This window comes from Pseudomonas sp. G11 (assembly GCF_029457515.1).
In the GTDB taxonomy this organism is placed as follows: Bacteria; Pseudomonadota; Gammaproteobacteria; order Pseudomonadales; family Pseudomonadaceae; genus Aquipseudomonas; species Aquipseudomonas gorinensis.
The window spans coordinates 5,584,615-5,607,521 of record NZ_CP120377.1 but is presented as its reverse complement, the minus strand read 5'-3'; the positions used below and the strand labels follow the sequence as shown (position 1 = coordinate 5,607,521).

Here is a 22,907-nt window from a genome sequence, read left to right as displayed (position 1 = left end):
AGGTCTGAAGGGTTATTGAATGACAGGTTTACGGTTGGCCACGCTGACTTGCGCGACTGCCACCAACAGCACGATGACCGTCAGGAAGATGGCGCTGGTCCACGCGGCGCCCATGCCCAAGCCACCGTAGGTCTTGGCTTGGGTCAGCAAGTCACCGAGGGAGGCACCGAACGGGCGAGTGAGGATGTAAGCGATCCAGAACGTCAGCACGACATTGGCACCCCGGCGCCAGGCCAGCAGTGTTGCCGCGATCAGTGCGCCGAAAATCACCGCGCCGAGGGTGAACCCCAGCCCCAGCGCTTCAGTGGCCAGGTCCCCGGCGGCGGTGCCAAGGGCAAAGGTGCAGAGCACGGTGGACCAGTAAAAAAACTCACGTCGCGGCGTGTCGATTTCACGAATCGACAGGCTGTGCTCCACGCGGTACCACAGCAGGAAATTGGTGGCCAACAGGACGGAGAAGACCGCCGTGCTGACGTACAGGCTGATGTCGAGCATGTCGGTCATGATGTCGGTGATCTGCGTGCCAACGATGCTCACCAGCACCACGGTCAACCAGTAGATCCACGGCGAATAAGCGGTTTTGCGCATTTGCAAAAACACCGCGCACGCCAGTAGCAGCGCCATGCCAATGCTGGTCCAGCCCGCACCCAAACCGGCATCGACGGCCAGGAAGTCCGCACCGGTTTCGCCCACGGTCGTCGACAGAATCTTGATCAACCAAAACGACAGCGTGACCTCGGGCACTTTATTGAGCCATCCGGCTTTGACGTGATTCATGTGTGGGTAGCCTCTCCTGATCTGCGCTGAACTTGCGTGGAGGGGAAGATACGCACGGATACTTAGCTGAGACTGAGGGGGGGCAGATAGGGCTGTTGTGGCAAGCCCGCTTGCCCTAATGCCGTTCAGTTAAGCCTACGTCGTCTTTTGTAGGAGCGAGCTTGCTCGCGAAAAAACCACAGGCGCCGCGTTCATTCAGGACACACGCGTTATCGTTGACGTTTTTCGCGAGCAAGCTCGCTCCTACAAAAAAAGCCTTAACTGAACGGCATTAGGGCAAGCTCGCTCGCCACAGAAGTGATGTTTTCACTCGGGCTACTGAACCCGATCACTGAGTTGTCAGCGACCGGGCCACCTTTAAGGCTTCTTGTAGGCCATGTACTCGTTCTGCAACACGATGTGATCGGCCAGGTACTTCGCGTCATGCCAAACCCCATAGATAAACGACGATGCGCGGTTCACCAGGTTTGGCAGGCCCAGGAAGTAGATGCCGCTCTGCGCCGAGATCCCGCGTTTGTGGAACGGCTCGCCGTTCTCGTCGAATGCATCCACCTTCAACCAGCCGAAATCAAACGTGAAGCCAGTGGCCCAGAGGATCGTGGTCACGCCGGCTTCGGCCAGGTTCAGGCTGAGGGTCGGGTTAATCAGGCATGCCGGGTCGGGCAGCAGCTTCCAGGCTTCGGGTTCCGGTGGAAATGCCAGGCCGTTCGACTCGATATAGGCATCCGCCTCACGCAGGACGTCAAAATACGCACGATCCCCCTCGGCCACGTTCTCGGCCAGGCCGGGTTGGAAGGTCATGATGCCGTCGTTCCAGCCCTGGGTGACGCCCACCAGATGGATGCCTTGGTGCGCCAGGCGCCGGAAGTCGACGGTCTTGCCCCCTTCGTAGCCGCTGACGGCGAAGGCGACGTGTTTTTTCTTCGGCTGGATTTTGACTTCGTCCCACAGGCCTAGGGCGCCGAGCCACCAGCAGTAGTCGCGGCCGCGGTAGGCGCGGGGAGGGCGGTAGTGTTCGCCGACCGAGAGGTACACGGTCTTGCCGGCCTTTTGCAGTTCTTCGGCGATTTGCGCGCCGGAGGCGCCGGCACCGACTACCAGGACGGCGCCTTCGGGCAGTTGGCCGGGGTTTTTATAGGTGGAGGAGTGCAGTTGGTGCAGCGGTGCGGTGGCGGGGACGATGTTCGGGATGGCGGGGCGTTGGAACGGGCCGGTGGCGGCCACCACGTTGGCAGCCTCGATCACGCCGGCCGAGGTGGTGACTTTGAAGCCGGGGCGGCCGACATGGCGCTCCACTTGGTGCACTTCTACGCCGGTGCGCACGGGCGCCTGTAACCGCTCGACGTACGCTTCGAAGTAGTCAGCCATGCGCTCCTTGGGCGGGAAGGCTTCGGGGGAAATGCCTTCGAACGTCAGGCCGGGGAAGCGGTCGTGCCAGGCCGGGCCATTGGCGACCAGCGAGTCCCAGCGCTCCGAACGCCAACGTTCGGCGATGCGGTGGCGTTCCAGCACGATATGCGGCACGCCCATCAGGGACAGGTGTTCGCTCATGGCGACACCGGCCTGGCCTGCGCCGACGACCAGGGTGTTGATGGTTTCTACTGACATGTGCGTTTCCTGGAAAGTGAGAGGTTTATCAGCGACGCCGACGTTCCGATGCGAGCGTTGTCGAACGCCCGCGGGGAGCTGCTGTGTTTTCGAGTGCGCATTCAAGGCTTGAGCAACTCGGCCACGGCGGTAAGTGCCAGTTCGTAACCCAACGCCCCGAGCCCGGCGATGACGCCGGTGGCGGCCTTGGAGAGGTAGGAGTGATGCCGGAAGCGTTCGCGCTTCCAGATATTGCTCATGTGCGCTTCGATGATCGGGCCGTCGAAGGCCAGCAGCGCGTCGAGGATCGGCACCGAGCTGTAGCTCAGCCCGGCGGCGTTGATCACAAGGGCGTCAGCGTGCAGGCGCGCTTCTTGAATCCAGTCCACCAGCACGCCTTCGTGGTTGCTCTGGCGAAAGTCCAGGCTCAAGCCCAGTTCGGCGGCGTGGCGTTGGCAGCGTGCTTCGATGCTGGCAAAACTCTCATTGCCGTAGGTGCCGTTGCTATCCAACCCATACAGGTTGGCGTTGGGCCCATTGAGGAAATACACGGTGTGGGGCATGGGGTTCTCCTGCTTAGTGCGCGACGCTCAGCACGACTTTGCCGACATTGGCGTTGGCTTCCAGCAGCCGATGAGCTTCGGCAGCCTGGGCGAGGGGGATTTGCGCATGCAGCTGCGGGCTGACCAGGCCGGACGCCAGCCAGGGCAAAACGCGGGAGCGGATGCACACCGCCAGGCGGGCTTTTTCGGCGTGGCTTTTAGGGCGTAGGGACGATGAGGTGAGGCTCAGGCTTTTGCGCATCAACAGGCCCAGGTCCAGCTCGATGTGCGCGCCTTGCAGGAACGACAGGCTCACATGCCGTCCCCCCATCGCCAGCGCCGCCAGGTTGCGCGCCACGTAGGGGCCACCGACGTTATCCAGGACCACGTCCACGCCGCGATCTTCGGTGCAGTCCTGCACCACCCGGACGAAGTCTTCCGTGTGGCGGTCGAGCGCGCGCCAAACGCCGAGCGCTTGCAGCATCGCGACTTTCTGCGCGCCGCCAGCGGTGGCGATCACCCGCGCACCGGCAGCCTGGGCGCACTGCACGGCGAAGCTGCCGACGCCACTGGCGGCGCCGTGGATCAGCACGCTGTCGCCACTGCGCAGGCGCCCCAGTTCAAACAGGTGGTGCCATACCGTAAACGCGGCCTCCGGTATGCCGGCGGCGTGGTGCAGTGACACGCCCACGGGTACCGGCAGGCAGTGCGCCGCCTCGGCCACACAGTACTCGGCGTAGCCACCGCCGTTGAGCAGCGCCATCACGCGATCGCCCACGGCAAATTCGTCCACATCGCAACCCCGTGCGACCACGATGCCTGCCGCTTCCAGGCCCAGTACGTCGGTGACACCGGGCGGTGTCGGCAAGCCGCTGCGTTGCATCAGGTCCGGGCGGTTGACACCCGCGGCCGCGACACGAATCAGCACTTCGCCAGGCTGGGGCGACGGCACCGGGCGTTGCACTAACTGCAACACCTCTGGCCCACCGGGCTCGCGGGCGATCACCGCGTTCATACGGTCCAATCGTCCGGCACCACGGCGATCACATCGATCTCCATCAGCCACTCGGGCTGGCCCAGGCCGGAAATCACCAGCCCGGTGGAAATCGGGAACACGCCCTTGAGCCATTTGCCAACCTCCTGGTACACCGGCTCGCGGTAGCGCGGGTCGATCAAATAGGTGGTGGTCTTGACGATGTGCGACAGGTCGGAACCGGCTTCTTCCAACAGTTGCTTGACGTTTTTCATCGCCTGTTCGGCCTGGGCGCGCGGGTCGCCGAGGCCGACCAGGTTGCCGTCGAAGTCGGTGCCGATCTGGCCGCGCACGTAGATGGTATTGCCAGCGCGCACGGCCTGGCACAGGTCGTTGTCCAGCGCCTGGTTGGGGTAGGTCTCTTTGGTATTGAACATGCGGATACGGGTGTGGGTCGGCATAGCAGGTAACTCATCGCAAGCGGGATGAGTTCAGCTTCACATCGCCTCCGTTCTCGCGAAACCAGCATTTGCGCGGGGTAGTGCTTAGGAAAATCCGAAGCCCGTGCAGGTCATCGGCGCGCGCAGGACCCGGCACGAACCCTGCAACGTCGCCTGCACAGTCATTGTTGAGGGGCAGGTGTGATGCTCAGTCGTATTACTCAGCGTCAACTGGAGTATTTTGTGGCGTCGGGAGAGGCGGGCAGCATCAGTGCGGCCGCTGAGCGCATTCATGTGTCATCGCCGTCGATCTCGGCGGCGATCACCCATATGGAAGCCGAACTGGGCATCCAGTTGTTTATCCGTCATCACGCCCAGGGTATTTCCCTGACCGCCGTGGGGCGCTTGGTGATGCAAGAGGCCAAGCAGATCCTGGAGCAGATGAGCAACCTCTATACCATCGCCTCGGAATCATTGAACACGGTGCGCGGGCCGTTGCGGGTGGGCTGCCTGGAGTCGCTGGCGCCGATGATCACGCCCGAATTGGTGTTTGGTTTTGGTCGCGCGTTTCCCGGCGTGCGGTTGACCCAAACCGAAGGCAACCATGAGGAACTGCTGGAAAAACTGCGCAGCGGCGAGCTGGATATCGCCCTGACCTACGACCTGGTAACCAGCCCGGACATCGACTTCCAACCCCTCGCGCACCTGCCGCCCTATGTGATGGTCGGCGAGTATCACCCGTTGGCCAGCCTGTCGGCGGTCAGCATGCAGGACCTGGAAGCGTACCCGGTGGTGCTGCTCGACACGCCCTGGAGCCGCGACTATTTCCTCAGCCTGTTTATGCAGGCGGGCACCACGCCGAACATCATCATGCGCTCCACCAACCTGGAAACGGTGCGGGCGATGGTGGGCAATGGCATTGGCTATTCCTTCGCGAATGCGCGGCCCAAATCGAACATGTCCCAGGACGGCAAGCGGGTGATCCGCCTGCGCCTGGCCGGGGCGCATCGGCCGATGAAGCTGGGCTATGCCACTGCGAGCAACACCCAGCTGTCGCGCGTGGTGTCGGCATTTGCCGAGCGCTGCCGCATGTTTGTGTCCGACCAGTACATCCCCGGCATGGCGCCGCCGAGCTTTTTTGACCCCCATGCGGTGCGCTCGCTCAGCAGTGTGAACTGAGAACGCACCAGAAGGTGGCGTTCGCGGCACGCTGAATTGCAGCGTGCACCCTTTTAGCCAAACCACACAGTCTGTTCACTGTAGGAGGGGGCTTGCTCCCGATTGCGGAGGGGCAGCCGGATGATGGGGTGCTGATGCACCGCTATCGGGGCATGGGTATCTACACAACTTTTGGCATGGCCCTGAACCTGTGGCGAGGGAGCTTGCTCCCGTGACGGCTCGGGAGCCGACGACTATCTAACTGATGCATCGCGACCTAAATGTGGGAGCGGGCGGTGCGACGATTCGACTTGCCCCCGATGGCGGCCTCTGGGCCGACTATTTTTTTGGTTTGGACCGAGTACATATCCGTTGCTGCGGTAACGGCCACTTAGGGTTCCGCCCTTACGGCGGCTCACTTTGGAAAAGCCCCAAAGTAAGCAAAGGGCTCTTGCCCCACCACTCGGCACCTCGCCCAGGCTCGGTGTGCCCGCAATCCGACAGTGATTTGGGGGGCCGCCGCCACGCGCCATCCATGGCGCGGGGCGGCTAAACCGGCATCCCTGCCGGTTTACCCCCCAAATCACTGTCGAATTGCGGCCAGCGTGGTTTAACGGGGCGCCTGAGATCAAGATCAAAAGCAAGATCAAGGGCGGCTCGCTTCGCATCGTGGTTAGCGTTGGCTAATACAACATTGTGTAGATACCCATGGCTATCGGGGGCAAGCCCCCTCCCACAGTGGATGTGGGGTGTTTTCAACAGTGGGGGAGGCGCTGCGTAGGTTCTGCCTACCCAGTGGACCGGCTTTTACGAATTGACCCCAAGTGCCTCTCGCCACGACTCTGAATCCATTGATGCAGATCAACGTTTTGCACGTTCGATCGGCCATTTCTTTTTTCTGCAGGGCACAGCGACGATGACATTTGACTGGAACTACATGTTGGGTTTGCTGGGTGACGCCGAGTTCTGGCGAGCGACGTGGACGGTGATCAAGCTCAGCACCCTGACCTGGGTCTTGAGCATCGGTTTTGGCTTTCTGCTGGCGCTGGCCAAGCAATCCAGGCACGCGCTGCTCAGCGTGCCGGCGCGGGGTTATATCTGGTTGTTCCGCAGCCTGCCGCTGCTGGTGCTGCTGATCTTTATCTACAACCTGCCCCAGGCGCTGCCCGCCACCTCGGTGGTGTTGGCCGACCCGTTCTGGTCCGGCCTGCTGGCCCTGGTGATCTGTGAAACGGCATACGTGGCCGAGATCCATCGCGGCGGTTTGCTCTCGATCCCCAAGGGCCAGGGCGAAGCGGCGCGGGCGTTGGGCCTGAAGTTTTTCGGCACCCAATGGCGCGTGGTGATCCCCCAGGCGCTGCGAGTGGCATTGCCGTCCCTGGCCAACGAATACATCTCCATCGTCAAGCTGACTTCGCTGGTGTCGGTGATCTCGCTGACGGAAATCCTGATGGTCGGCCAGCGCCTGTATTCGCAGAATTTCCTGGTGATCGAAACCATGGCCGCGGTGGCGTTCTTCTACGTGTTTATCGTCACGGTGTTCGACTTCCTGCTCAAACGCCTGGAGCGCCTTCTCGACGTCAACCAGCGCAATGTCTCGCGCGTTCCCGATGCGGCGGTGCTGGCCCTGGCCACACAACAGCGCAGCGCGTTGCAGCGCCCGGTGAGTACCGGTGTGTCGGCGCTGCAGGCCACGCGACTGCACAAGGCCTACAACGACATCGAGGTACTGGGCTCGGTCAACCTGCAAATCCAGCCGGGTGAAGTGGTGTCGGTGATCGGGCCGTCCGGCTCGGGCAAAACCACGTTGATCCGCCTGCTCAACGGCCTGGAGCCATTGGACAACGGCGAGATCCAGATCAACGGCCAGCCTTTCATTCACCTCAGCAAGGTCGGCGCGCAGAAACCCCAGTACACCGAGCACGCCGAGCACCGCCTGAACATCGGCATGGTGTTCCAGAGCTTCAACCTGTTCCCGCACTTGAACGTGCTCGACAACCTGCTGATGGCGCCCAAATACCACCGCCTGGGCCGTACCGACGAGCTCAAGCAACAGGCCTACGCGCTGCTGCACAAGGTCGGCATGCTCGACCATGCCTGGAAGTACCCGCACCAACTCTCCGGCGGCCAACAGCAGCGCGTGGCCATTGCCCGCGCCCTGATGATGCGCCCGCAGATCATGTTGTTCGACGAGCCCACTTCGGCGCTGGACCCGGAGAAAGTCAACGAAGTGCTGCAAGTCATCGAGGCCTTGGCCGAGGAGGGCATCACCATGGTGATCGTCACCCACGAGATGAATTTCGCGTTCAAGGTCTCCGACCGGATCGTGTTCATGGAGAAGGGGCGGGTGGTCTGCGACGACACACCCGCGGTATTGCGCAGCGGTCAGAACCCACGCGTGGAGGCGTTCCTCAAGGACGTCTCGCTGGCGTGATCGCTTTAACGTTCAGGAAAAAGACAATGATCGAGCAAGCACAAATCGAGCAGTTCCAGCGCGACGGATACCTGGTGGTGGAAGGTGTGTTGTCGATGGACGAAGTGGCCGCGCTGCAGCACGACTTCGACCAGTGGGTCGAAGAAAGCCGGCGCCATGACCAGGGGTGGGGCGCTACCGTGGATGGCCGCGCGCGCTTCGACCTGGAAGGCGACCACCGGCCTGACCACCCCTCGTTGCGCCGGGTCAGCTCGCCCACCGAGATTTCCACGGTGTATGAACGCGTGGCCTTGCACTCGCGCATGGCGGCGATTTCCGCGCAGTTGATTGGTGGCGGTGGCGCGCGTTTCCACCACAGCAAGATCAACTCGAAACTGCCCCACACCGCGACCCAGGTGAAGTGGCACCAGGACTTTTTGTTCACGCCCCACAGCAACGACGACATCGTCACTGCGTTGCTGATGGTCAGTGAAGTCACCCCGCAAAATGGCCCGCTGAATGTGATCCCCGGCAGCCACAAAGGCCCGCTGTGGTCGCACTGGCAGAACCAGCGCTTCACCGGCGCGGTGGACGATGCGGTGGTGCAGGAACACTGCCAGCAACCGGTGGCCTGCTACGGCCCGGCCGGCTCCGTGTGCTTCATGCACACGCGGCTTTTACATGCTTCCAGCCCTAACGAGACCGAACTGCCGCGCACCCTCTTCATCAGCGTCTACGCCGCTGAAGACGCGCTGCCATTCGGCGAAAACCCACTGCCCAGCGCACATGCCGGCCTGCTGGTGGCCGGCGAAGAAAGTGGCGTGGTGCGTTCTACGGATAACCAACTGCGCTTGCCGCAGAAACCCCGTGGCGCCTCGTTCTTCGTGCAACAGGCCGGACAAGATTCTGCCACTGCCTAACCTCCCAACCCCCTTGCAGGTATTGACCATGACAGCGTTTCGTAAAAGTGTTCGCCCCCTTGCCGTGTGCCTGCTGGGCGCTGCGGTTGCGATGACTTCGTTGGCGGCTTCGGCGTTCCAGCAGGAAGGCAAGATCGTCGCCGGTTCCGATGTGACGTTCTTCCCCTACGAGTACATGGATAACAACAAGCCGGCGGGCTTTGATATCGAGTTCATGGACGGCCTGGGCAAGGTCATGGGGCGCAAGGTCGAGACCCTCGACACGCGCTTTCCCAACCTGATCACCGGCCTGCAAGCCGGGCGTTTCGATGTGACCAATTCGTCGATGTACATCACTGCCGAGCGGGTCAAAGTCATCGACATGATCCCCTACCTCAAGAGCGGCGAGTCGATCCTCACCCTCAAGGACAGTGCGTTCCAGCCCAAGACTCCGGAAGAATTCTGCGGCCACAAGATCGGCTCCATGGGCGCCACCTCGTGGCTGGCGCAGATGAACAAACTGTCGGCCGAGTACTGCGTGGCCAAAGGCTTGAAGCCGATCCTGATCAGCGAATACAGCACCGACCCGCAAACCACCCAGGCGCTGCTTGCGCATGCGGTGGAGGCGCAGATCACCGACGCGGCCGTGGCCCGTGGTGTGATCGACAAGCTGGGCAACCGCGTGGTGATTTCATCCGACACGTTGATCTACCCGGTGCTCAACGGCTTCGGCGTGAAGAAGGGCAATGACACGGTGAAAAAAGCCCTGCTCGACGGCCTGGACAAATACCGCGCCACGCCTGAGTACGCGGCCTTGCTCAAGAAATACAACTTCGAGGCGCCGACCGATGCCGACATTGCGGCGTTGATGCCCAAGTAACCTGACCCGCGCGCCGCAGTCCGCTGCGGCCGCGCCCTGCGGAGACCGATCCATGGCGTTATCCCTCGAAGAACAAACGCGCATCGACCTGGCGGCGACCTTTCGCATCATTGCCCACCTGGGCATGCACGAGGCCGTGGCCAACCACTTCAGTGCCGCCGTGTCGGCCGATGGCAAACAGTTTTTGCTCAACCCGAAGTGGAAGCACTTCTCCAGGATCCGGGCCAGCGATCTGTTGCTGCTCAACGCTGATGACTCATCCTGGGCCGAGCACCCGAACGTGGACGCCACTGCCTGGTCGATCCACGGGCAGATCCACCGCCTGCTGCCGCACACCCGTGCTGTGCTGCACTTGCACCCGGTCTACACCACGGCGGTGGCGTGCCTGGCCACACCGCATATCCCGCCGATCGACCAGAACACCGCGCGCTATTTCAACCGTGTCGCGGTGGATGAACTCTACGGCGGCATGGCCGACACCGAGGCCGAAGGCGCGCGCCTGGCCGGCTTGCTCGACGGCAAGCGTCGCCTGCTGATGGGCAACCACGGCGTGATGGTGACGGCCTCGTCCATCGGTGAAGCCTTTGACGATATCTGGACCCTGGAGCGCGCCTGCCAGATCCTCGTCACAGCGTGGTCCACGGGGCAGCCGCTGCGAGTGTTGTCCGATGACGTCGCGGAGAAAACCGCACGAAGTTGGGAAGGCATTGCGGATTTCTCACGCCGGCACTTTGAAGAAATGAAGCAGATGATGATCGACGCCGACCCCTCGGTACTCGATTGAGGAGCGCTCAATGACTTTTTCCGTTGTCGCCCGCTGCGCCGAAACGGGCCAGTTGGGTATAGCAATCAGCTCGTCGAGCATTGCGGTGGGCGCCCGTTGCCCATGGCTGCGGCCCGGCGTGGGCGCGGTGGCCTCGCAGAACATTACCTTGCCGAGCCTGGGGCCGCAGGTGCTGGACGTGTTGGAGCAGGGCATGGCAGCCAGTGAGGCGCTTGGCGCGGTGCTTGCCGGCCAGGAGCACGGTGAATATCGTCAAGTAACGGTGATCGATAGCCAGGGGCGCACCGCGCATTACAGCGGTGCCCAGACCCTGGGCATTCACGACGCGGTCAGCGGGGAGCAGTGTGTTGCCGCCGGAAATATGCTGGCCAATCGCGCAGTGATCAGCGCCATGGTGCGCGCCTTTGAGCACGCCAGCGGGCACCTGGCCGAGCGCCTGCTTGCCGCGATGCACGCCGGCCAGGCCGAGGGCGGCGAAGCCGGGCCGGTGCATTCGGCGGCCCTGGTGGTGGTCGATGACCTGCCGTGGCCTATCGTCAACTTGCGTGTGGACTGGGCCGATACAGACCCGATTGGCGGCCTCGACCAGCTCTGGCAGGCCTATCGCCCGCAACTGCAGGACTACCTCGACCGCGCCCTCAACCCGCACCTTGCACCGGGCTATGCGGTGCCGGGAGACGATCGATGAACCACAGCCGTGACCTGCTGGCGCAACTGGTGCGCTTTGACACCACCAGCCGCGAATCCAACCTGGCGCTGATCGACTTCGTGCGCACCTATTTGCAGGGCCACGGCGTTGCCTGTGAACTGTTATTCAACGAACACAAGAGCAAGGCCAACCTGCTGGCGACCATTGGCCCGGCGGATGTGCCGGGCATCGTGTTGTCCGGGCACACCGATGTGGTGCCGGTGGACGGCCAACGCTGGAGCGTGGCGCCGTTCGAGCTGACGGAACAGGACGGCAGGTTATACGGGCGTGGCACGGCTGACATGAAGGGCTATATCGCCTGCGTACTGGCCTGCGTGCCAACGCTGGTACAGGCGCCGTTGCGCATGCCGGTGCACATTGCGCTGTCCTATGACGAAGAAGTGGGCTGCCTGGGTGTGCGGGCGTTGATCGAAAGGTTTCAGGCCCAACCGGTCAAGCCGCTGCTATGCGTGATCGGCGAGCCCACCGAGCTCAAGCCGGTGCTGGGGCACAAGGGCAAATTGGCCATGCGTTGCGACGTACACGGCGCGGCGTGTCATTCGGCGTATGCGCCGTCGGGCGTCAACGCCATCGAATACGCGGCGCGCTTGATCAGTGAACTGGTACGGCTTGGCGAAACACTCAAGGCGCCGGCGCAGCTGGATCCGCGTTTTGAACCGCCATTCTCCACGGTGCAGACCGGTGTGATCAGCGGCGGCAAGGCACTGAATATCGTCCCGCAGCAGTGCACGTTTGACTTTGAAGTGCGCTCGCTGCCGGCCCATGACCCTTGGCAGGTGGCCAACCAACTGCGTGAGTACGCCGAGCACACCCTGCTACCGGCGATGCAGGCGGTGAGTGCGCAGTGCGCGATCGGCTTCAGCGAGTTGTCGAGCTACCCCGGCCTGGTGACCTCCCTGGAAAGCCAGGCCGCCGAGTGGGTCGCGCAATTTTGCGGCTCTCGAGACTACGGCACCGTCGCCTTTGGCACCGAGGGCGGCCTGTTTGACCAGGTGGGGATTCCCACGGTGGTGTGCGGGCCGGGGAGCATGGAGCAGGGGCACAAGGCCGATGAATTTATCAGCCTGGCGCAACTGGAGGCGTGTGATCGGATGTTGGCGCGGGTAGTGGGGTTTGTGCGCCATTGAATGGCAAGGCCGGCCGTGTTTTCAGGTGCCAGCCTTTACCTCATCTTCTTCACCCAGCATGATGCGCCGCTCGCACTGACATTCGCGGTGAAGAAGGAACCTCAGTTGAACGAACACACACTCTCCACCCGCCTGGAACGCGTGGCGGCGCTTGTGCCGCCTGGGGCGCGGTTGGCGGATATCGGCTCGGACCACGCGTACCTGCCGGTGGCGTTGATGCGTCGCGGTGTGATCGCAGCAGCGGTGGCGGGGGAGGTGGCGGCGACGCCCTTCCACGCGGCGGAACGGACCGTGCGCGACAATGGCCTGGAGCAGCAAGTCAGCGTGCGCCTGGCCGATGGCTTGGCGGCCGTCACGCCGGCAGATGCGATCACCGCCATCAGCCTGTGCGGCATGGGCGGCGAGACGATCCGTGACATTCTCGCCAGCGGCACGGCGTACCTCAACGGCCAGGAGCGTCTGATCCTGCAACCCAACGGCGGCGAGCAACCGCTGCGCCACTGGCTGATGGACAATGGCTACCGCATCCTGGTCGAGGAGCTGTTGCAGGAAAACCGTTTCTACTACGAAATCATCGTCGCCGAACGTGCCGAACCGGTGGTGTACAGTGCCGAGGCGTTGTACTTCGGCCCGCTGCTGATGCAGGCGCGCAGCCCGGTGTTCCTGGCCAAATGGCAACGCCTGCTGCGCCAGAAACACAAGACTCTGGCCAGTTTCCAGCAAGCGCGGCATGCGGTGCCGCAGGCCAAGGTGCAGGAACTTGTCCAGCAGGTGCAGTGGATTACCGCGTTGCTGGCTTGAACTCAATTCAACGATTCATCAAGGAAGCCCACCATGGCAGACGCCACCGACTCAGCCTTCTACGACCGCGCCGACGCCCATATCGAGCTGTCGAACGAGCAACTCAAGACCCTTGAAAACATCGGCCAGGTCAGCGCCTCGATGACCTTCGGGACCACGCGTTTCAATGCCTGGGCCAGCGCGCGCAGTTTCAAGTCCGGGGCGGAGATGGCCGACGCGCGCGAAGCGCTGTTGAAGTATTTCACCGAGCAATACCGACTGATGCTTGAGGACAATCTGGATGACCACATCAACAATTTCAGCCAGTACATGCAGGTAAATGCGTCGCCCGCCGGCGAATAAGCGAAAGGGGCGTAAAGAGCGGTTACAGTTTGCCCAGCGCACCTGAGTGCTTTTGCCCCATTTTCGTGCGCACCGCGCCCGTTATTCAGCCGCACCCTGCCTATCTGCGGGCCCCATGCCGACGGCCCGTATCTTGCTTGAGCCTTCCCAATCAATGACATGGCACTTTGCCGTTAGTCATTTCATGGTTTCGCCCTGCGTTGTACCACGTGGGTTGTTTTGGGGAGTGGTCGGCCATGCACAGTCTTTTATCACCCGGTATCCGCCTGCTCGGACGTTTTGGTTTTGCGCGCAAGTTCCAGATTCTATTCATTCTGTTCATGCTGCCCCTGGCCGGGAGCCTGTGGCTGATCGGGTTGGACTATCGCGATAAATTAGCGGTGATTTCCAGCGAAACGTCCGGCGTTCACCAACTGCTGGCTCTGGATTCGCTGGATGGCCAATTGACCGCCCAGCGCAACCTGGCGTCGCGCTGGAAAGCCCTGGACCTGCTGCGTGAACCGACGCCTGCGGCCAAGGTGGCGATGGACAAGGTGGATGCCAATAACCCGCTGATCCTGCAAAGCCTGCAAGCCCTGGGCGATGCGCTCAAGGCTCGGGGCGTCAGCGCCGACACCCTGGCCCGCTTCGAGGCGTTGCAGGCAACGGTCAAGGGCATGGACGTGCAATCCCTGCGCACGGTGGGCTGGTGGCCGGACGGTTACGACCGCTTCACCTCGGCCCTGACCGCCCTGCAAACCCTGCGCGAGCAGATCGCCCTCGACACCGGCCTGATCCTCGATCCCTGGCTGGAAACTTACCTGCTGATGCAGATTTCCACCCAGCAAACGCCAGACCTGATCGAGCGTATCGGGCGCATGGCCAGTGTGGGTCAGTCGTCCGTCGCCTCGGGGCAGTTCACCTTGCAAAGCCGTTTGCAGATGCGTGACCTGCGCAGCCGCATCGGTGATGCGCGGGAGCAACTGGTCAAGGCGACGGCCTCGCTCAAGGCCAAGCAATACCCTGGCCTGGAACCCTGGATCGCCCAGTACGACAACAGCCTGCAATTGCTGGATAGCGAGCTCAAAGTGCTTGACGATGGCGTGTTCGGCGGCAGCATCAAGCTCGATCCCGCCGGCTTCGAGCGCAGTGTCGACGCCATGCTCGGTAGCCTGGGCGCGCTGCGCAACCAGTCGCTGGGCTCACTGGAAGCGCGCCTGAGCTATTACCACGACCGTTCCCTTCAGCAGTTCATCCCTGTAGTGGCGACGTTCAGCCTGCTGGCCTTGGCGGCGCTGTACCTGTTCATGTGCCTGCAAGCCTCGATCCGCCGCAGTGCCAGTGGTATCACCACCTTGGCCGAGTCCCTGCGTGACGGCAACCTGTGCGTGGAAGTGGCGGTGGAAGGGCGCGACGAACTGGCGGTCATCAGCACCGCGCTCAACGTGGCGGTGGTGCAGTTGCGCACCAGCCTGCTCGGGGTCAACCACGAGACCCAGCAGCTCGGTTCTGCCGTGCTCACCCTCAATACGCAATCGAGCAGCACCCTCGGCGACGTCGAAGACCAGCAACACCAGATCAGCCAGATCGCCGCCGCCGCCACGCAGTTGGCCGCCACCTCCATGGGCGTCGCCAAGAGCTGTGAACAAGCCTCCGGCAGCGCCCAGCAGACCCGGCGCATCGCCGAAGACAGCAGCCGCGACAGCCTGCGCACCACGGCGAGCATCCAGCAGCTCAACCAGCGCCTGACCGACACGGCCAACGCCCTGGAGCAAGTGAGCCAGCAGGGCCAGCAGATTCAATCGGTGGTCGACACCATTCGCGGCATCGCCGAACAAACCAACCTGCTGGCGCTCAACGCCGCCATCGAAGCCGCTCGCGCCGGCGAGCAGGGCAGGGGCTTTGCCGTGGTGGCCGATGAAGTGCGCAGCCTGTCACAACGCACCCAGGCCTCCACCGCGCAGATCGCCAGCACGGTGGACAGCCTGCGCGCCACGGTCAGCCAGGCCGTCACGCTGATGGGCGCCGCCTGCGAACAGGCGCTGACCGATGCCGAGTCCGTCACCGGGCTGGGCACGCGGCTGGGCGAGATCGCCGGGGCTGTGCAGAACGTCACCGACACCCTGGCGCAGATTGCGGCGGCGGTGGAAGAACAAGCCACCACGGCGGATGAAGTGAGCGGCAATATCCAACAGGTCGACCAGGCGGCAGGGCGCTTGCTCGACGGCGCGCGGGCGGTGAATCAGGCGGCGGATACGCTGAGTAAGGGCAGCCGTGCCCTGAGCGACAACACCGCGCGTTTTCGCCTGAGCTGAACGCTCACCGCGTTTCCTGTGGCGAGCAAGCTGTTGTGGAGTGGGCCGTTGTGGCGAGCGGGCTTGCCCCGCGTTGGGCTGCGAAGCAGCCCCTTTACAGGCGATGTGTTTTTAACTGACACACCGCGGTGCCTGGTTTTGGGGCTGCTGCGCAGCCCAACGCGGGGCAAGCCCGCTCGCCACAACAAGCCCGCTCGCCACAACAGCGTCCTCACTTCGCAAACGCATACGCTCCGCCCTGTTCCAACGCCTGGCGATACGCGGGGCGCGCCTGGAACCGCTGCACCCAGGCGGCCAGGTTCGGGTAGGCCTGCAACTTGCCCTGGGCCTTGGCAATCTCGCCGATAAAGCTCATCTGGATATCCGCGCCGCTCAACGTGTCACCCACCAGATATGGAGAGTTGCCCAGGGCGTCGTTCAGATAACCCAGGTAATTGGCCACCTCGGACTCGATACGCGGATGCAACGGCGCACCGGCTTCCCCCAGGCGCCCGACGTACAGGTTGAGCATCAACGGCAACATGGCCGAACCTTCGGCGAAGTGCAGCCACTGCACGTACTCGTCATAGGTGGCGGTCGCCGGGTCTGGCTGCAGGCGGCCTTCGCCATGGCGGCGGATCAGGTAGTCGATGATCGCGGCGGACTCGATCACCACGCGGGAGCCGTCTTCAATCACCGGGGATTTGCCCAGCGGATGAATGGCCTTGAGCTCCGGTGGTGCAAGATTGGTTTTCGGGTCGCGCTGGTAGCGCTTGATCTCGTAGGGCAGGCCGAGCTCTTCGAGCAGCCATAGAATGCGCTGCGAGCGCGAGTTGTTGAGGTGGTGGACAATGATCATGTGAGGCTCCGCTGGGCAAAAGTGGGTGTTCAGGTAGAGACTGCGCTGCTGCGAAGGAGTGCCCTAATTGACCGGTTCGTCGGCAAACGCTGCGTCGATAAAGGCTTTCAGCCCTTTCTCCTCCAGAATCTCGATGGAGAAGTGCCCTAAGCGTTTGGGCAACCCGATAATGCGCCCACCGCTCGCCACAACAACCCTATCTCGAGATGCTCGACCAATATATAGACGTGACTGAATTTCAGATCCATTGCATGCCGCCTTTCGAGCCGGCCTGCAGGGTACCCAAGGCACCTGGGGGTGTTTACAACTGTTAACGGATTCAACAGCCCATTCGATTTAGGCTGTGCGCTGGATCACCCATGCCCTACCTGCCAAGAGCCCACTGCCATGAAGTCGTACGCTATCGCCGCCGCGTTACTGGCGTTTGCCACAGTGTCGGCGCACGCCGCCACACCCCTCACCCATGTGGCGATCTACCGCGGCCCGGCGGGCTGCGAGGACTGTTCGGAAAGCGTGAAAAGGGCACTGCTGCGTCTCGACCCGACTTACCAGATCGACTTCGTCGGCGCCGACGAACCGATCGACATCACCGCGCAAACCCTCGCCCGCTACGATCTCTATGTGCAACCCGGCGGCGGCCAGGACATTCCCGCCGCCCTCGACAGCCTGGGCGATGCTCGCGTCGAGGCCATTCGCAATTATGTCGCCCAGGGTGGTCGTTACCTGGGCTTGTGCATGGGCGCCTACCTGGCGGACGAAAACAACTTCGGCCTGATCCCGCAGGCCCTCGACAGCGAAGTCGGCCGCCCAGGCTTTGAAGTGACCACCCTCGACGACGCGGCGGTTCGCGTCACCTGGGCGGGCAAGCCGGACCACGCCTTCTATCAGGATGGCCCTTACTTCCCCACACCCCGCACGACCACACGCTATAAAACCCTTGCGACCTACCATAACGGCGACGTCGCCGCGGCGCGTTATGCCTATGAAAAAGGCGTGGTGGTACTGAGCGGCCCCCATCCGGAAGCCGGGCAGGCGTGGTTTGAAAGTGCCGATATCCCGTGGAACAAGAGGCCGCGTGGCGAGCTGTTTGCGGCGTTGATACACAGTGTTGAAGAGTAGGGGAGGCTGATTAACCCATCACGACCGACGCCGTCTATTGGTGGGCGCAGTGGTTTTTACCGGTGCATCAGGCGGCTTGCACCGCCTCACCCGTTGGCCGTACTCGCTATCCTCGCCCTCGGCGCCAAGTTCAAAAGCGGGGCGACGAGCCCCAGCCGTTCAGATCCACAGATCATTCGTGGCAGTGCGCTCTCCGCCTTCATGGCCAGTGTTCAGAATGCCGCGCGGTTCGATCATCATCAGCTTGGCTTCACCTTCGGCGGCCGTCCGATGCTCGACGCCACGGGGGACCACATACAGTTCACCCGGCGCCACGTACACGGGGCCTTCCGGAAGGTCGATACGCAGCGTCCCTTCAAGCACAAGAAACGCCTCGTCGGTTTCCGGGTGCGAGTGCCAGATGAATTCTCCTTCGATACGCACCACCTTGAACTGGTAGTCGTTCATCTCGGCGACGACCCTCGGGCTCCATTGCTCGTTGATGAGCGACGCTTTTTGCGTGAGGTTTACAGGTTGTGTTGGGTGCTGTGACTGGGCCATGACCGATACTCGGGTAGTTGAGAGGTGTCAGGATATCGAGGGGGTGGTTAGCTGGCTTGTACGATCCTGCATGTTGAAATAGTTGATCGACGATGCGCAAACGCTCACGGACTGGGCCTGAATCCAGCGGGCTATAGCCAGCGTACCTATGCCAGGCAGTTAGGCTGCAATAGTTTTGTTGTGCAGGCCGAGTTTCCCTGGGGGGACACCGTCCTGGTGCCGAATGACGACACGTGGCAACGTATTGTTGAAGGGTTAACGTTGGCGGAGACGGAAACGCAAGGGCGGCCCGAGGATTAGCCGCAGCAGTGGCATGAGGGATATCAGCGAAATGCGGTTGGATGGGCAGCGGAGTTGTTGCGGTTGATTGTGCGGTGATGCCAGGGGGATTAAGAAGTCTCAACGTCGGGGGCAGAACTCAGGCTCTTACGAATATGGTCTGCCCCCGATTCGAACAATTAAAACTCCGTTTTTATGGAATATATCGTTGGTGTGTATGCGCTAGGGAAACTCTGAAAAAGACTTCCAAATCTGGTGAGATACGGCTGTCCCACGAACTGAACGGTTGAGCCCCGATGAAGCAAATGTCTTTCGCTGATGCCGAGTACGCAGGCAAACGTAAGCAGACCCGCCGTGAGCGTTTCCTGATTGAGATGGATCAGGTCGTGCCCTGGAAAGGCCTGATTGCGTTGATCGAGCCGCATTATCCGAAGGGTGAAGGCGGTCGTCCGGCGTATCCGTTGATGGCCATGCTGCGGGTTCATCTGATGCAAAACTGGTTCGGCTACAGCGATCCGGCGATGGAAGAGTCCCTCTACGAAACCACGATTCTGCGCCAGTTTGCCGGGCTGCATTTGGATCGGATTCCGGATGAAACCACGATCCTCAACTTCCGCCGGCTGTTGGAAAAACATGAGCTGGCCGGTGGGATTTTGCAGGTCATCAACGGCTATTTGGGCGACCGAGGTTTGCTGCTGCGTCAGGGAACTGTGGTCGATGCGACGATCATTCATGCGCCCAGTTCGACCAAGAACAAGGACGGTAAACGCGACCCCGAAATGCACCAGACAAAGAAAGGAAATCAGTACTATTTCGGGATGAAATCGCACATCGGTGTCGATGTTGAATCCGGTCTGGTACATAGCGTGGTGGGCACGGCGGCGAATGTGGCGGACGTGACTCAGGTCGATCAGTTGCTGCATGGCGAGGAAACTTACGTCTCTGGCGATGCCGGTTACACCGGCGTGGAGAAGCGTGCGGAGCATCAACATCGCCAGATGATCTGGTCGATCGCAGCGCGCCCCAGCAGCTATAAGAAGCATGCAAAAAAGAGCCTGATCGGTCGCATGCGCCGCAAAATCGAATACGCGAAAGCTCAAGTCCGGGCCAAGGTTGAGCATCCATTCAGGGTGATCAAGCGCCAGTTTGGTTATACGAAAGTCCGCTTCCGAGGCTTGGTGAAAAACACCGCGCAGCAGACCACACTGTTTGCCTTATCGAACCTGTGGATGATGCGAAAACGACTGTTGAATGCAGGCGAGGTGCGCCTGTGATGTGGACAATGAGCCCTGAAAAGGTGCTATTCCGCAAAAAACAGTGAACTGACAGGAGGAAAGGTCTGATTTTCGATTAAGTCGGTGTTTTTTGAACCTCAGACAGCGAGGCCGTTAAAAACGGCTGCTTACTTCAGACCTTCCCTAGATATATTTAAAGTCAAATTTATGGCTCATGAAGCTAATGTCTGACTCGTCTCGGCAGGCAATTACGCCAAATTTCCAAGATTTTTTCTCTATTTTTTCCAGGTCAACATTTAAAGGCCACCAAGCGAAATAGACTTGGGATACCGGGTGTCTGCTAATGGTGTGCGCTGCGCACAGTTTGATACCGTGCCCTTTATGGTTGAGTGTTCCGTTAGTAAGGGACATTGCAATTTTATCCCCTACACCTTCGCCAAAGTCATCTCGCCTGGCATGCCCGACTTGAGGGTGGATAACTAGGCCGTCACCTTCTTGCGCACAAAGATTTAAAAAGAAATCAAAAAGTTTTGCTGTCTTTTCGAGTTCTCGGGGGGCGATCAGTTTTATGTATCTTATTGGCTTGCTCATGATCTGCTCATAGTTGTCGGGGCGTGGACCGGCATCATTGGATTCCGGCATTTTCAGCGAACTAGAGGTGTCGCGTTATGGCGGGGTATAGATTGATGGGTACTATGTGGTTTTGATTACTGGCTGAAAGTGTTGCAGGATTCATTGGTTGCGGTGATGTAGGTGCTGCTTTTGTTCGCGCTGACGAAACCATGCATTAAACTGATCGCTACCCGCCCCGAACTAATGTCAGTGAGATAGATGTTTCTAGCAATTTGGTAGTCGTTGTTGTTGCTGTCTTTTTTTATGTAATAAGTTGTTTTGTCGTTGATTCGACAAATAATACCAAAATCCCTATTTTGAGAGTCAGGGACCAACAACGTTTTGGCGGGCTCTGCAGCGACTAATCCGCTGATAGTGGACAAGATAATAGATAGGGCGAGGTGTTTCTTCATTATATGCACTCCATGCAAAATACTAGAATATCACCGAGTAGTGGCTATGGGCCATTATTTTTTTCGTCCGGTGCGCGATTTTTGTTCTAGGCCGCGTTAATACAGCCGGACGGAGAGCCGCAGTGGTGCGAGTTAATTGATCTGAAAAATGCCAGCAATTGCATTCAGGGCTTTGCTGCCGTCAGCTGCGTAAAGCTCATGCAGCAAGCCCTGATCGCTGAGACGATGCAGACGGAAATGGTTATAGAAAGCCTGGCCCAGCCGCTGATGGTCGAAAGCACCTTGCTGCCAAAGCGTCAGGAATTCATCGTAGGTCGCTTTCTCGATTTGCAGTCTTATCACGCTTTCCAATGTGGGCCTCAACGGCGTGGGAGGTCTGGCCGGAGCCTACAAAGTCCGGGCGGCTGGCGCAACCCAATGCCCTTCAGTCAAGCGCTTTGATGTGTCAAACAAAGCAGATCCAATTTGAAACCGTCGAGCGTCTGGCCGAAAGCAACCCCTTTCTCCGCTAACCGGTCTACCATGCCACCCCGGCAGTGGTTCCACGCGCTACCGATCTCCATCCTTGAAGGTACCGTAATGACCATCGACCAAATCTCCCTGCCCAAAGGTGTAGGCCCTCACGCCGCCAAGCTTCTCGACGCCATCACGGGCGCGGCCACTCACGAAGAGCTCAACCGTGCCGGCGGCAAGGCGGAAGGTTTTGTGCTGGGTCTGGAATCCACCAAAGCCATCAAAAGCCAAATCGCGGAGTCGTTGTACGTGGCTTACGACGACGCGGCGAGTCATCGGTTGGGCGAGTTGAAGGGCTAGGGATTAACTCGGCAGGGCGATGCGCGTGGGCTGCGAGCCTCACACCGTAAGACTCAATAACCATCCCGCCGCGCCGCTTCCTACCACCACCAGCCACGGTGGCAGCTTCCACACCATCAACGCCACCACGCCAATCAGCGCCAGGCCGAAGTCCTGGGCGGTAAAGATCGCGCTGGTCCACACCGGCTGATACAACGCCGCCAGCAACAGGCCGACCACCGCGGCGTTCACGCCTGCCAGCGCGGCCTGGGTGCGAGGGCTGCGGCGCAGGCTTTCCCAGAAGGGCAGTGCGCCCATCACCAGCAAAAACGACGGTGCGAAGATCGCCAGCAGGCAGAGCAGGCCGCCGAGCCAGCCGGTCGGGGCTTGGGTCATGGAGGCCCCTAGGAAAGCCGCGAAGGTGAACAAGGGGCCGGGCATGGCTTGGGCGGCACCGTAGCCGGCCAGGAACACGTCGTTGCTGACCCAGCCGGTGGGCACGACTTCGGCTTGCAGCAGGGGCAGCACCACGTGGCCGCCGCCAAATACCAGCGCGCCGGTACGGTAGAAGGCGTCGGTTAACGCCAGGCCTGGGTTGGGGAGCCAGTGGGCCAGGATCGGCAGACCGGCCAGCACCAGCACAAACAGCGACAACCACATTGCCCCTGCACGACGGCTGATGGTCATGGGCAACGCATCGTGCGCGGCGGGCGGTGTGGGCTTGAACAGCAGCAGGCCAGCCACCGCTGCTGCGCTGATCACCCCGACCTGGCCCCACGCAGAGCTTTGCAGCAGGGCCACGCAGGCGGCGAGCAGCATCAGGGTGATGCGCGGTGCGTCGGTACACAGGTTGCGCGCCATGCCCCATACGGCTTGGGCGACCACCGCGACAGCCACCACCTTGAGGCCGTGCAGCGCGCCGGGCGGGATGGCGGTGCTGTGTTGGGCAATGCCCAGGGCAAACAGGATCAGCACGACGGCGGACGGCAGCGTAAACCCCAGCCACGCCGCCAGCGCTCCGCCGTAGCCGGCCCGCGACAGGCCGAGCGCGATGCCCACCTGGCTGCTGGCCGGGCCGGGCAGGAACTGGCACAGCGCGACCAAATCCCCATAGCTGCGCTCGCTCAGCCAGCCGCGCCGGGTCACGAATTCGTGCCTGAAATAGCCCAGATGCGCGACGGGACCGCCGAAGGAGGTCAGGCCCAGACGCAGGAAGATCAGGAACACTCCCCAGATGCGGGTGGGGCGATCAGTGGGGGAGTGGGCCAAGGTGCAGGGTCTCGATAAGGGCAAAATAGGCTAGGGTATCGAGGCACCTTAGCGAATTTTGATGACGCACAGAAGAGGCGCCCG

At 61.3% G+C, this 22,907-nt stretch carries 24 protein-coding genes and 1 pseudogene; 13 read left to right on the top strand and 12 right to left on the bottom strand.

All coding sequences use genetic code 11. The features are described from left to right. Positions 1-12: 12 nt before the first annotated feature. The 5 genes from P2T68_RS25720 to P2T68_RS25700 all read right to left on the bottom strand — a co-directional run bounded on the left by P2T68_RS25720 (position 13) and on the right by P2T68_RS25700 (position 4,340). A complete protein-coding gene (locus tag P2T68_RS25720; protein ID WP_277378460.1) occupies positions 13-777 on the bottom strand; it encodes a hypothetical protein in 765 nt (254 codons plus the stop codon). Between the two features lie 357 nt (positions 778-1,134). Then, positions 1,135-2,385, bottom strand: a complete 1,251-nt coding sequence (locus P2T68_RS25715; RefSeq protein ID WP_024076558.1) for an NAD(P)/FAD-dependent oxidoreductase — start codon at positions 2,383-2,385, stop codon at positions 1,135-1,137. Positions 2,386-2,486: 101 nt separating this feature from the next. Further along, on the bottom strand, positions 2,487-2,927 hold the full coding sequence (locus P2T68_RS25710; RefSeq protein ID WP_069076166.1) for a type II 3-dehydroquinate dehydratase: 441 nt from the start codon (positions 2,925-2,927) through the stop codon (positions 2,487-2,489). A gap of 13 nt (positions 2,928-2,940) precedes the next feature. Next, entirely contained in the window at positions 2,941-3,921 is a 981-nt protein-coding gene (locus P2T68_RS25705; protein WP_102623651.1) for an NAD(P)H-quinone oxidoreductase, read from the bottom strand. Then, positions 3,918-4,340, bottom strand: coding sequence for a RidA family protein (locus tag P2T68_RS25700; RefSeq protein ID WP_024076555.1), 423 nt, complete (start codon positions 4,338-4,340; stop codon positions 3,918-3,920). Before P2T68_RS25700 ends, P2T68_RS25705 begins: the two co-directional genes overlap by 4 nt. 183 nt (positions 4,341-4,523) lie before the next feature. On the opposite strand from P2T68_RS25700, the gene P2T68_RS25695 reads away from it, so the two are divergent. The 10 genes from P2T68_RS25695 (at position 4,524) to P2T68_RS25650 (ending at position 15,726) form a co-directional block, all read left to right on the top strand. Further along, entirely contained in the window at positions 4,524-5,498 is a 975-nt protein-coding gene (locus P2T68_RS25695; protein WP_069076168.1) for a LysR family transcriptional regulator, read from the top strand. An 895-nt stretch (positions 5,499-6,393) separates the two neighbouring features. Then, the gene (locus P2T68_RS25690) at positions 6,394-7,911 is read left to right on the top strand and encodes an amino acid ABC transporter permease/ATP-binding protein (protein WP_102623653.1); all 1,518 of its coding nucleotides are present in this window, start codon (positions 6,394-6,396) and stop codon (positions 7,909-7,911) included. 26 nt (positions 7,912-7,937) lie between these two features. Further along, the gene (locus P2T68_RS25685) at positions 7,938-8,810 is read left to right on the top strand and encodes a phytanoyl-CoA dioxygenase family protein (RefSeq protein WP_150055936.1); all 873 of its coding nucleotides are present in this window, start codon (positions 7,938-7,940) and stop codon (positions 8,808-8,810) included. 28 nt (positions 8,811-8,838) lie between these two features. Next, positions 8,839-9,669 (top strand): ABC transporter substrate-binding protein, encoded by an 831-nt coding sequence (locus tag P2T68_RS25680; RefSeq protein ID WP_024076550.1) that lies wholly within the window; start codon positions 8,839-8,841, stop codon positions 9,667-9,669. 52 nt (positions 9,670-9,721) lie between these two features. Next, on the top strand, positions 9,722-10,453 hold the full coding sequence (locus P2T68_RS25675; RefSeq protein ID WP_024076549.1) for a class II aldolase and adducin N-terminal domain-containing protein: 732 nt from the start codon (positions 9,722-9,724) through the stop codon (positions 10,451-10,453). Between the two features lie 10 nt (positions 10,454-10,463). Next, a complete protein-coding gene (locus P2T68_RS25670) occupies positions 10,464-11,141 on the top strand; it encodes a DUF1028 domain-containing protein (protein WP_277378459.1) in 678 nt (225 codons plus the stop codon). Continuing rightward, positions 11,138-12,289, top strand: coding sequence for an acetylornithine deacetylase (argE, locus tag P2T68_RS25665; protein WP_069076704.1), 1,152 nt, complete (start codon positions 11,138-11,140; stop codon positions 12,287-12,289). The genes P2T68_RS25670 and argE overlap by 4 nt, the downstream gene beginning before the upstream one ends. A gap of 105 nt (positions 12,290-12,394) precedes the next feature. After that, a complete protein-coding gene (locus P2T68_RS25660) occupies positions 12,395-13,090 on the top strand; it encodes a tRNA (adenine(22)-N(1))-methyltransferase TrmK (protein WP_277378458.1) in 696 nt (231 codons plus the stop codon). 33 nt (positions 13,091-13,123) lie between these two features. After that, positions 13,124-13,432, top strand: coding sequence for a DUF3144 domain-containing protein (locus P2T68_RS25655; protein WP_024076543.1), 309 nt, complete (start codon positions 13,124-13,126; stop codon positions 13,430-13,432). 236 nt (positions 13,433-13,668) lie between these two features. Next, entirely contained in the window at positions 13,669-15,726 is a 2,058-nt protein-coding gene (locus P2T68_RS25650; protein WP_277378457.1) for a methyl-accepting chemotaxis protein, read from the top strand. A 211-nt stretch (positions 15,727-15,937) separates the two neighbouring features. Here P2T68_RS25650 and P2T68_RS25645 read toward each other — a convergent pair whose 3' ends face one another. Beyond that, positions 15,938-16,564 (bottom strand): glutathione S-transferase, encoded by a 627-nt coding sequence (locus P2T68_RS25645; RefSeq protein ID WP_069076629.1) that lies wholly within the window; start codon positions 16,562-16,564, stop codon positions 15,938-15,940. 63 nt (positions 16,565-16,627) lie between these two features. Beyond that, positions 16,628-16,771: pseudogene (locus P2T68_RS25640) on the bottom strand (methylmalonyl-CoA epimerase); the annotation flags it as partial. A 180-nt stretch (positions 16,772-16,951) separates the two neighbouring features. Between P2T68_RS25640 and P2T68_RS25635 the strand changes: the two are divergent. Next, on the top strand, positions 16,952-17,683 hold the full coding sequence (locus P2T68_RS25635) for a BPL-N domain-containing protein (protein ID WP_024076538.1): 732 nt from the start codon (positions 16,952-16,954) through the stop codon (positions 17,681-17,683). Between the two features lie 159 nt (positions 17,684-17,842). Here P2T68_RS25635 and P2T68_RS25630 read toward each other — a convergent pair whose 3' ends face one another. Next, a complete protein-coding gene (locus tag P2T68_RS25630; RefSeq protein WP_024076537.1) occupies positions 17,843-18,223 on the bottom strand; it encodes a cupin domain-containing protein in 381 nt (126 codons plus the stop codon). 575 nt (positions 18,224-18,798) lie between these two features. Between P2T68_RS25630 and P2T68_RS25625 the strand changes: the two genes are divergently transcribed. Further along, positions 18,799-19,776 carry an IS5 family transposase gene (locus tag P2T68_RS25625; RefSeq protein ID WP_033902000.1) on the top strand — a complete coding sequence of 326 codons (978 nt, stop codon included), beginning with the start codon at positions 18,799-18,801 and terminating at the stop codon, positions 19,774-19,776. Positions 19,777-19,920: 144 nt separating this feature from the next. On the opposite strand, the gene P2T68_RS25620 is transcribed toward P2T68_RS25625, so the two are convergent. From P2T68_RS25620 to P2T68_RS25610, 3 genes are all read right to left on the bottom strand, one after another. After that, complete coding sequence (locus P2T68_RS25620) at positions 19,921-20,328, bottom strand: hypothetical protein (RefSeq protein ID WP_024076536.1); 408 nt, start codon at positions 20,326-20,328, stop codon at positions 19,921-19,923. Positions 20,329-20,444: 116 nt separating this feature from the next. Further along, a complete protein-coding gene (locus tag P2T68_RS25615; protein ID WP_024076535.1) occupies positions 20,445-20,762 on the bottom strand; it encodes a hypothetical protein in 318 nt (105 codons plus the stop codon). 132 nt (positions 20,763-20,894) lie between these two features. Beyond that, complete coding sequence (locus P2T68_RS25610; protein WP_041160983.1) at positions 20,895-21,113, bottom strand: hypothetical protein; 219 nt, start codon at positions 21,111-21,113, stop codon at positions 20,895-20,897. A 228-nt stretch (positions 21,114-21,341) separates the two neighbouring features. Between P2T68_RS25610 and P2T68_RS25605 the strand changes: the two genes are divergently transcribed. Further along, positions 21,342-21,575, top strand: coding sequence for a hypothetical protein (locus tag P2T68_RS25605; protein ID WP_024076534.1), 234 nt, complete (start codon positions 21,342-21,344; stop codon positions 21,573-21,575). Between the two features lie 39 nt (positions 21,576-21,614). Here P2T68_RS25605 and chrA read toward each other — a convergent pair whose 3' ends face one another. After that, a complete protein-coding gene (gene chrA, locus P2T68_RS25600; protein ID WP_277378456.1) occupies positions 21,615-22,823 on the bottom strand; it encodes a chromate efflux transporter in 1,209 nt (402 codons plus the stop codon). Positions 22,824-22,907 lie beyond the last annotated feature (84 nt).

Excerpts from the sequence above, each read along its gene's own strand:
- P2T68_RS25720 (WP_277378460.1), bottom strand. The coding sequence starts at position 777 with ATGAATCACGTCAAAGCCGGATGGCTCAATAAAGTGCCCGAGGTCACG.
- P2T68_RS25715 (WP_024076558.1), bottom strand. The coding sequence starts at position 2,385 with ATGTCAGTAGAAACCATCAACACCCTGGTCGTCGGCGCAGGCCAGGCC.
- P2T68_RS25710 (WP_069076166.1), bottom strand. The coding sequence starts at position 2,927 with ATGCCCCACACCGTGTATTTCCTCAATGGGCCCAACGCCAACCTGTAT.
- P2T68_RS25705 (WP_102623651.1), bottom strand. The coding sequence starts at position 3,921 with ATGAACGCGGTGATCGCCCGCGAGCCCGGTGGGCCAGAGGTGTTGCAG.
- P2T68_RS25700 (WP_024076555.1), bottom strand. The coding sequence starts at position 4,340 with ATGCCGACCCACACCCGTATCCGCATGTTCAATACCAAAGAGACCTAC.
- P2T68_RS25695 (WP_069076168.1), top strand. The coding sequence starts at position 4,524 with ATGCTCAGTCGTATTACTCAGCGTCAACTGGAGTATTTTGTGGCGTCG.
- P2T68_RS25690 (WP_102623653.1), top strand. The coding sequence starts at position 6,394 with ATGACATTTGACTGGAACTACATGTTGGGTTTGCTGGGTGACGCCGAG.
- P2T68_RS25685 (WP_150055936.1), top strand. The coding sequence starts at position 7,938 with ATGATCGAGCAAGCACAAATCGAGCAGTTCCAGCGCGACGGATACCTG.
- P2T68_RS25680 (WP_024076550.1), top strand. The coding sequence starts at position 8,839 with ATGACAGCGTTTCGTAAAAGTGTTCGCCCCCTTGCCGTGTGCCTGCTG.
- P2T68_RS25675 (WP_024076549.1), top strand. The coding sequence starts at position 9,722 with ATGGCGTTATCCCTCGAAGAACAAACGCGCATCGACCTGGCGGCGACC.
- P2T68_RS25670 (WP_277378459.1), top strand. The coding sequence starts at position 10,464 with ATGACTTTTTCCGTTGTCGCCCGCTGCGCCGAAACGGGCCAGTTGGGT.
- argE (WP_069076704.1), top strand. The coding sequence starts at position 11,138 with ATGAACCACAGCCGTGACCTGCTGGCGCAACTGGTGCGCTTTGACACC.
- P2T68_RS25655 (WP_024076543.1), top strand. The coding sequence starts at position 13,124 with ATGGCAGACGCCACCGACTCAGCCTTCTACGACCGCGCCGACGCCCAT.
- P2T68_RS25650 (WP_277378457.1), top strand. The coding sequence starts at position 13,669 with ATGCACAGTCTTTTATCACCCGGTATCCGCCTGCTCGGACGTTTTGGT.
- P2T68_RS25645 (WP_069076629.1), bottom strand. The coding sequence starts at position 16,564 with ATGATCATTGTCCACCACCTCAACAACTCGCGCTCGCAGCGCATTCTA.
- P2T68_RS25635 (WP_024076538.1), top strand. The coding sequence starts at position 16,952 with ATGAAGTCGTACGCTATCGCCGCCGCGTTACTGGCGTTTGCCACAGTG.
- P2T68_RS25630 (WP_024076537.1), bottom strand. The coding sequence starts at position 18,223 with ATGGCCCAGTCACAGCACCCAACACAACCTGTAAACCTCACGCAAAAA.
- P2T68_RS25625 (WP_033902000.1), top strand. The coding sequence starts at position 18,799 with ATGAAGCAAATGTCTTTCGCTGATGCCGAGTACGCAGGCAAACGTAAG.
- P2T68_RS25620 (WP_024076536.1), bottom strand. The coding sequence starts at position 20,328 with ATGAGCAAGCCAATAAGATACATAAAACTGATCGCCCCCCGAGAACTC.
- P2T68_RS25615 (WP_024076535.1), bottom strand. The coding sequence starts at position 20,762 with ATGAAGAAACACCTCGCCCTATCTATTATCTTGTCCACTATCAGCGGA.
- P2T68_RS25605 (WP_024076534.1), top strand. The coding sequence starts at position 21,342 with ATGACCATCGACCAAATCTCCCTGCCCAAAGGTGTAGGCCCTCACGCC.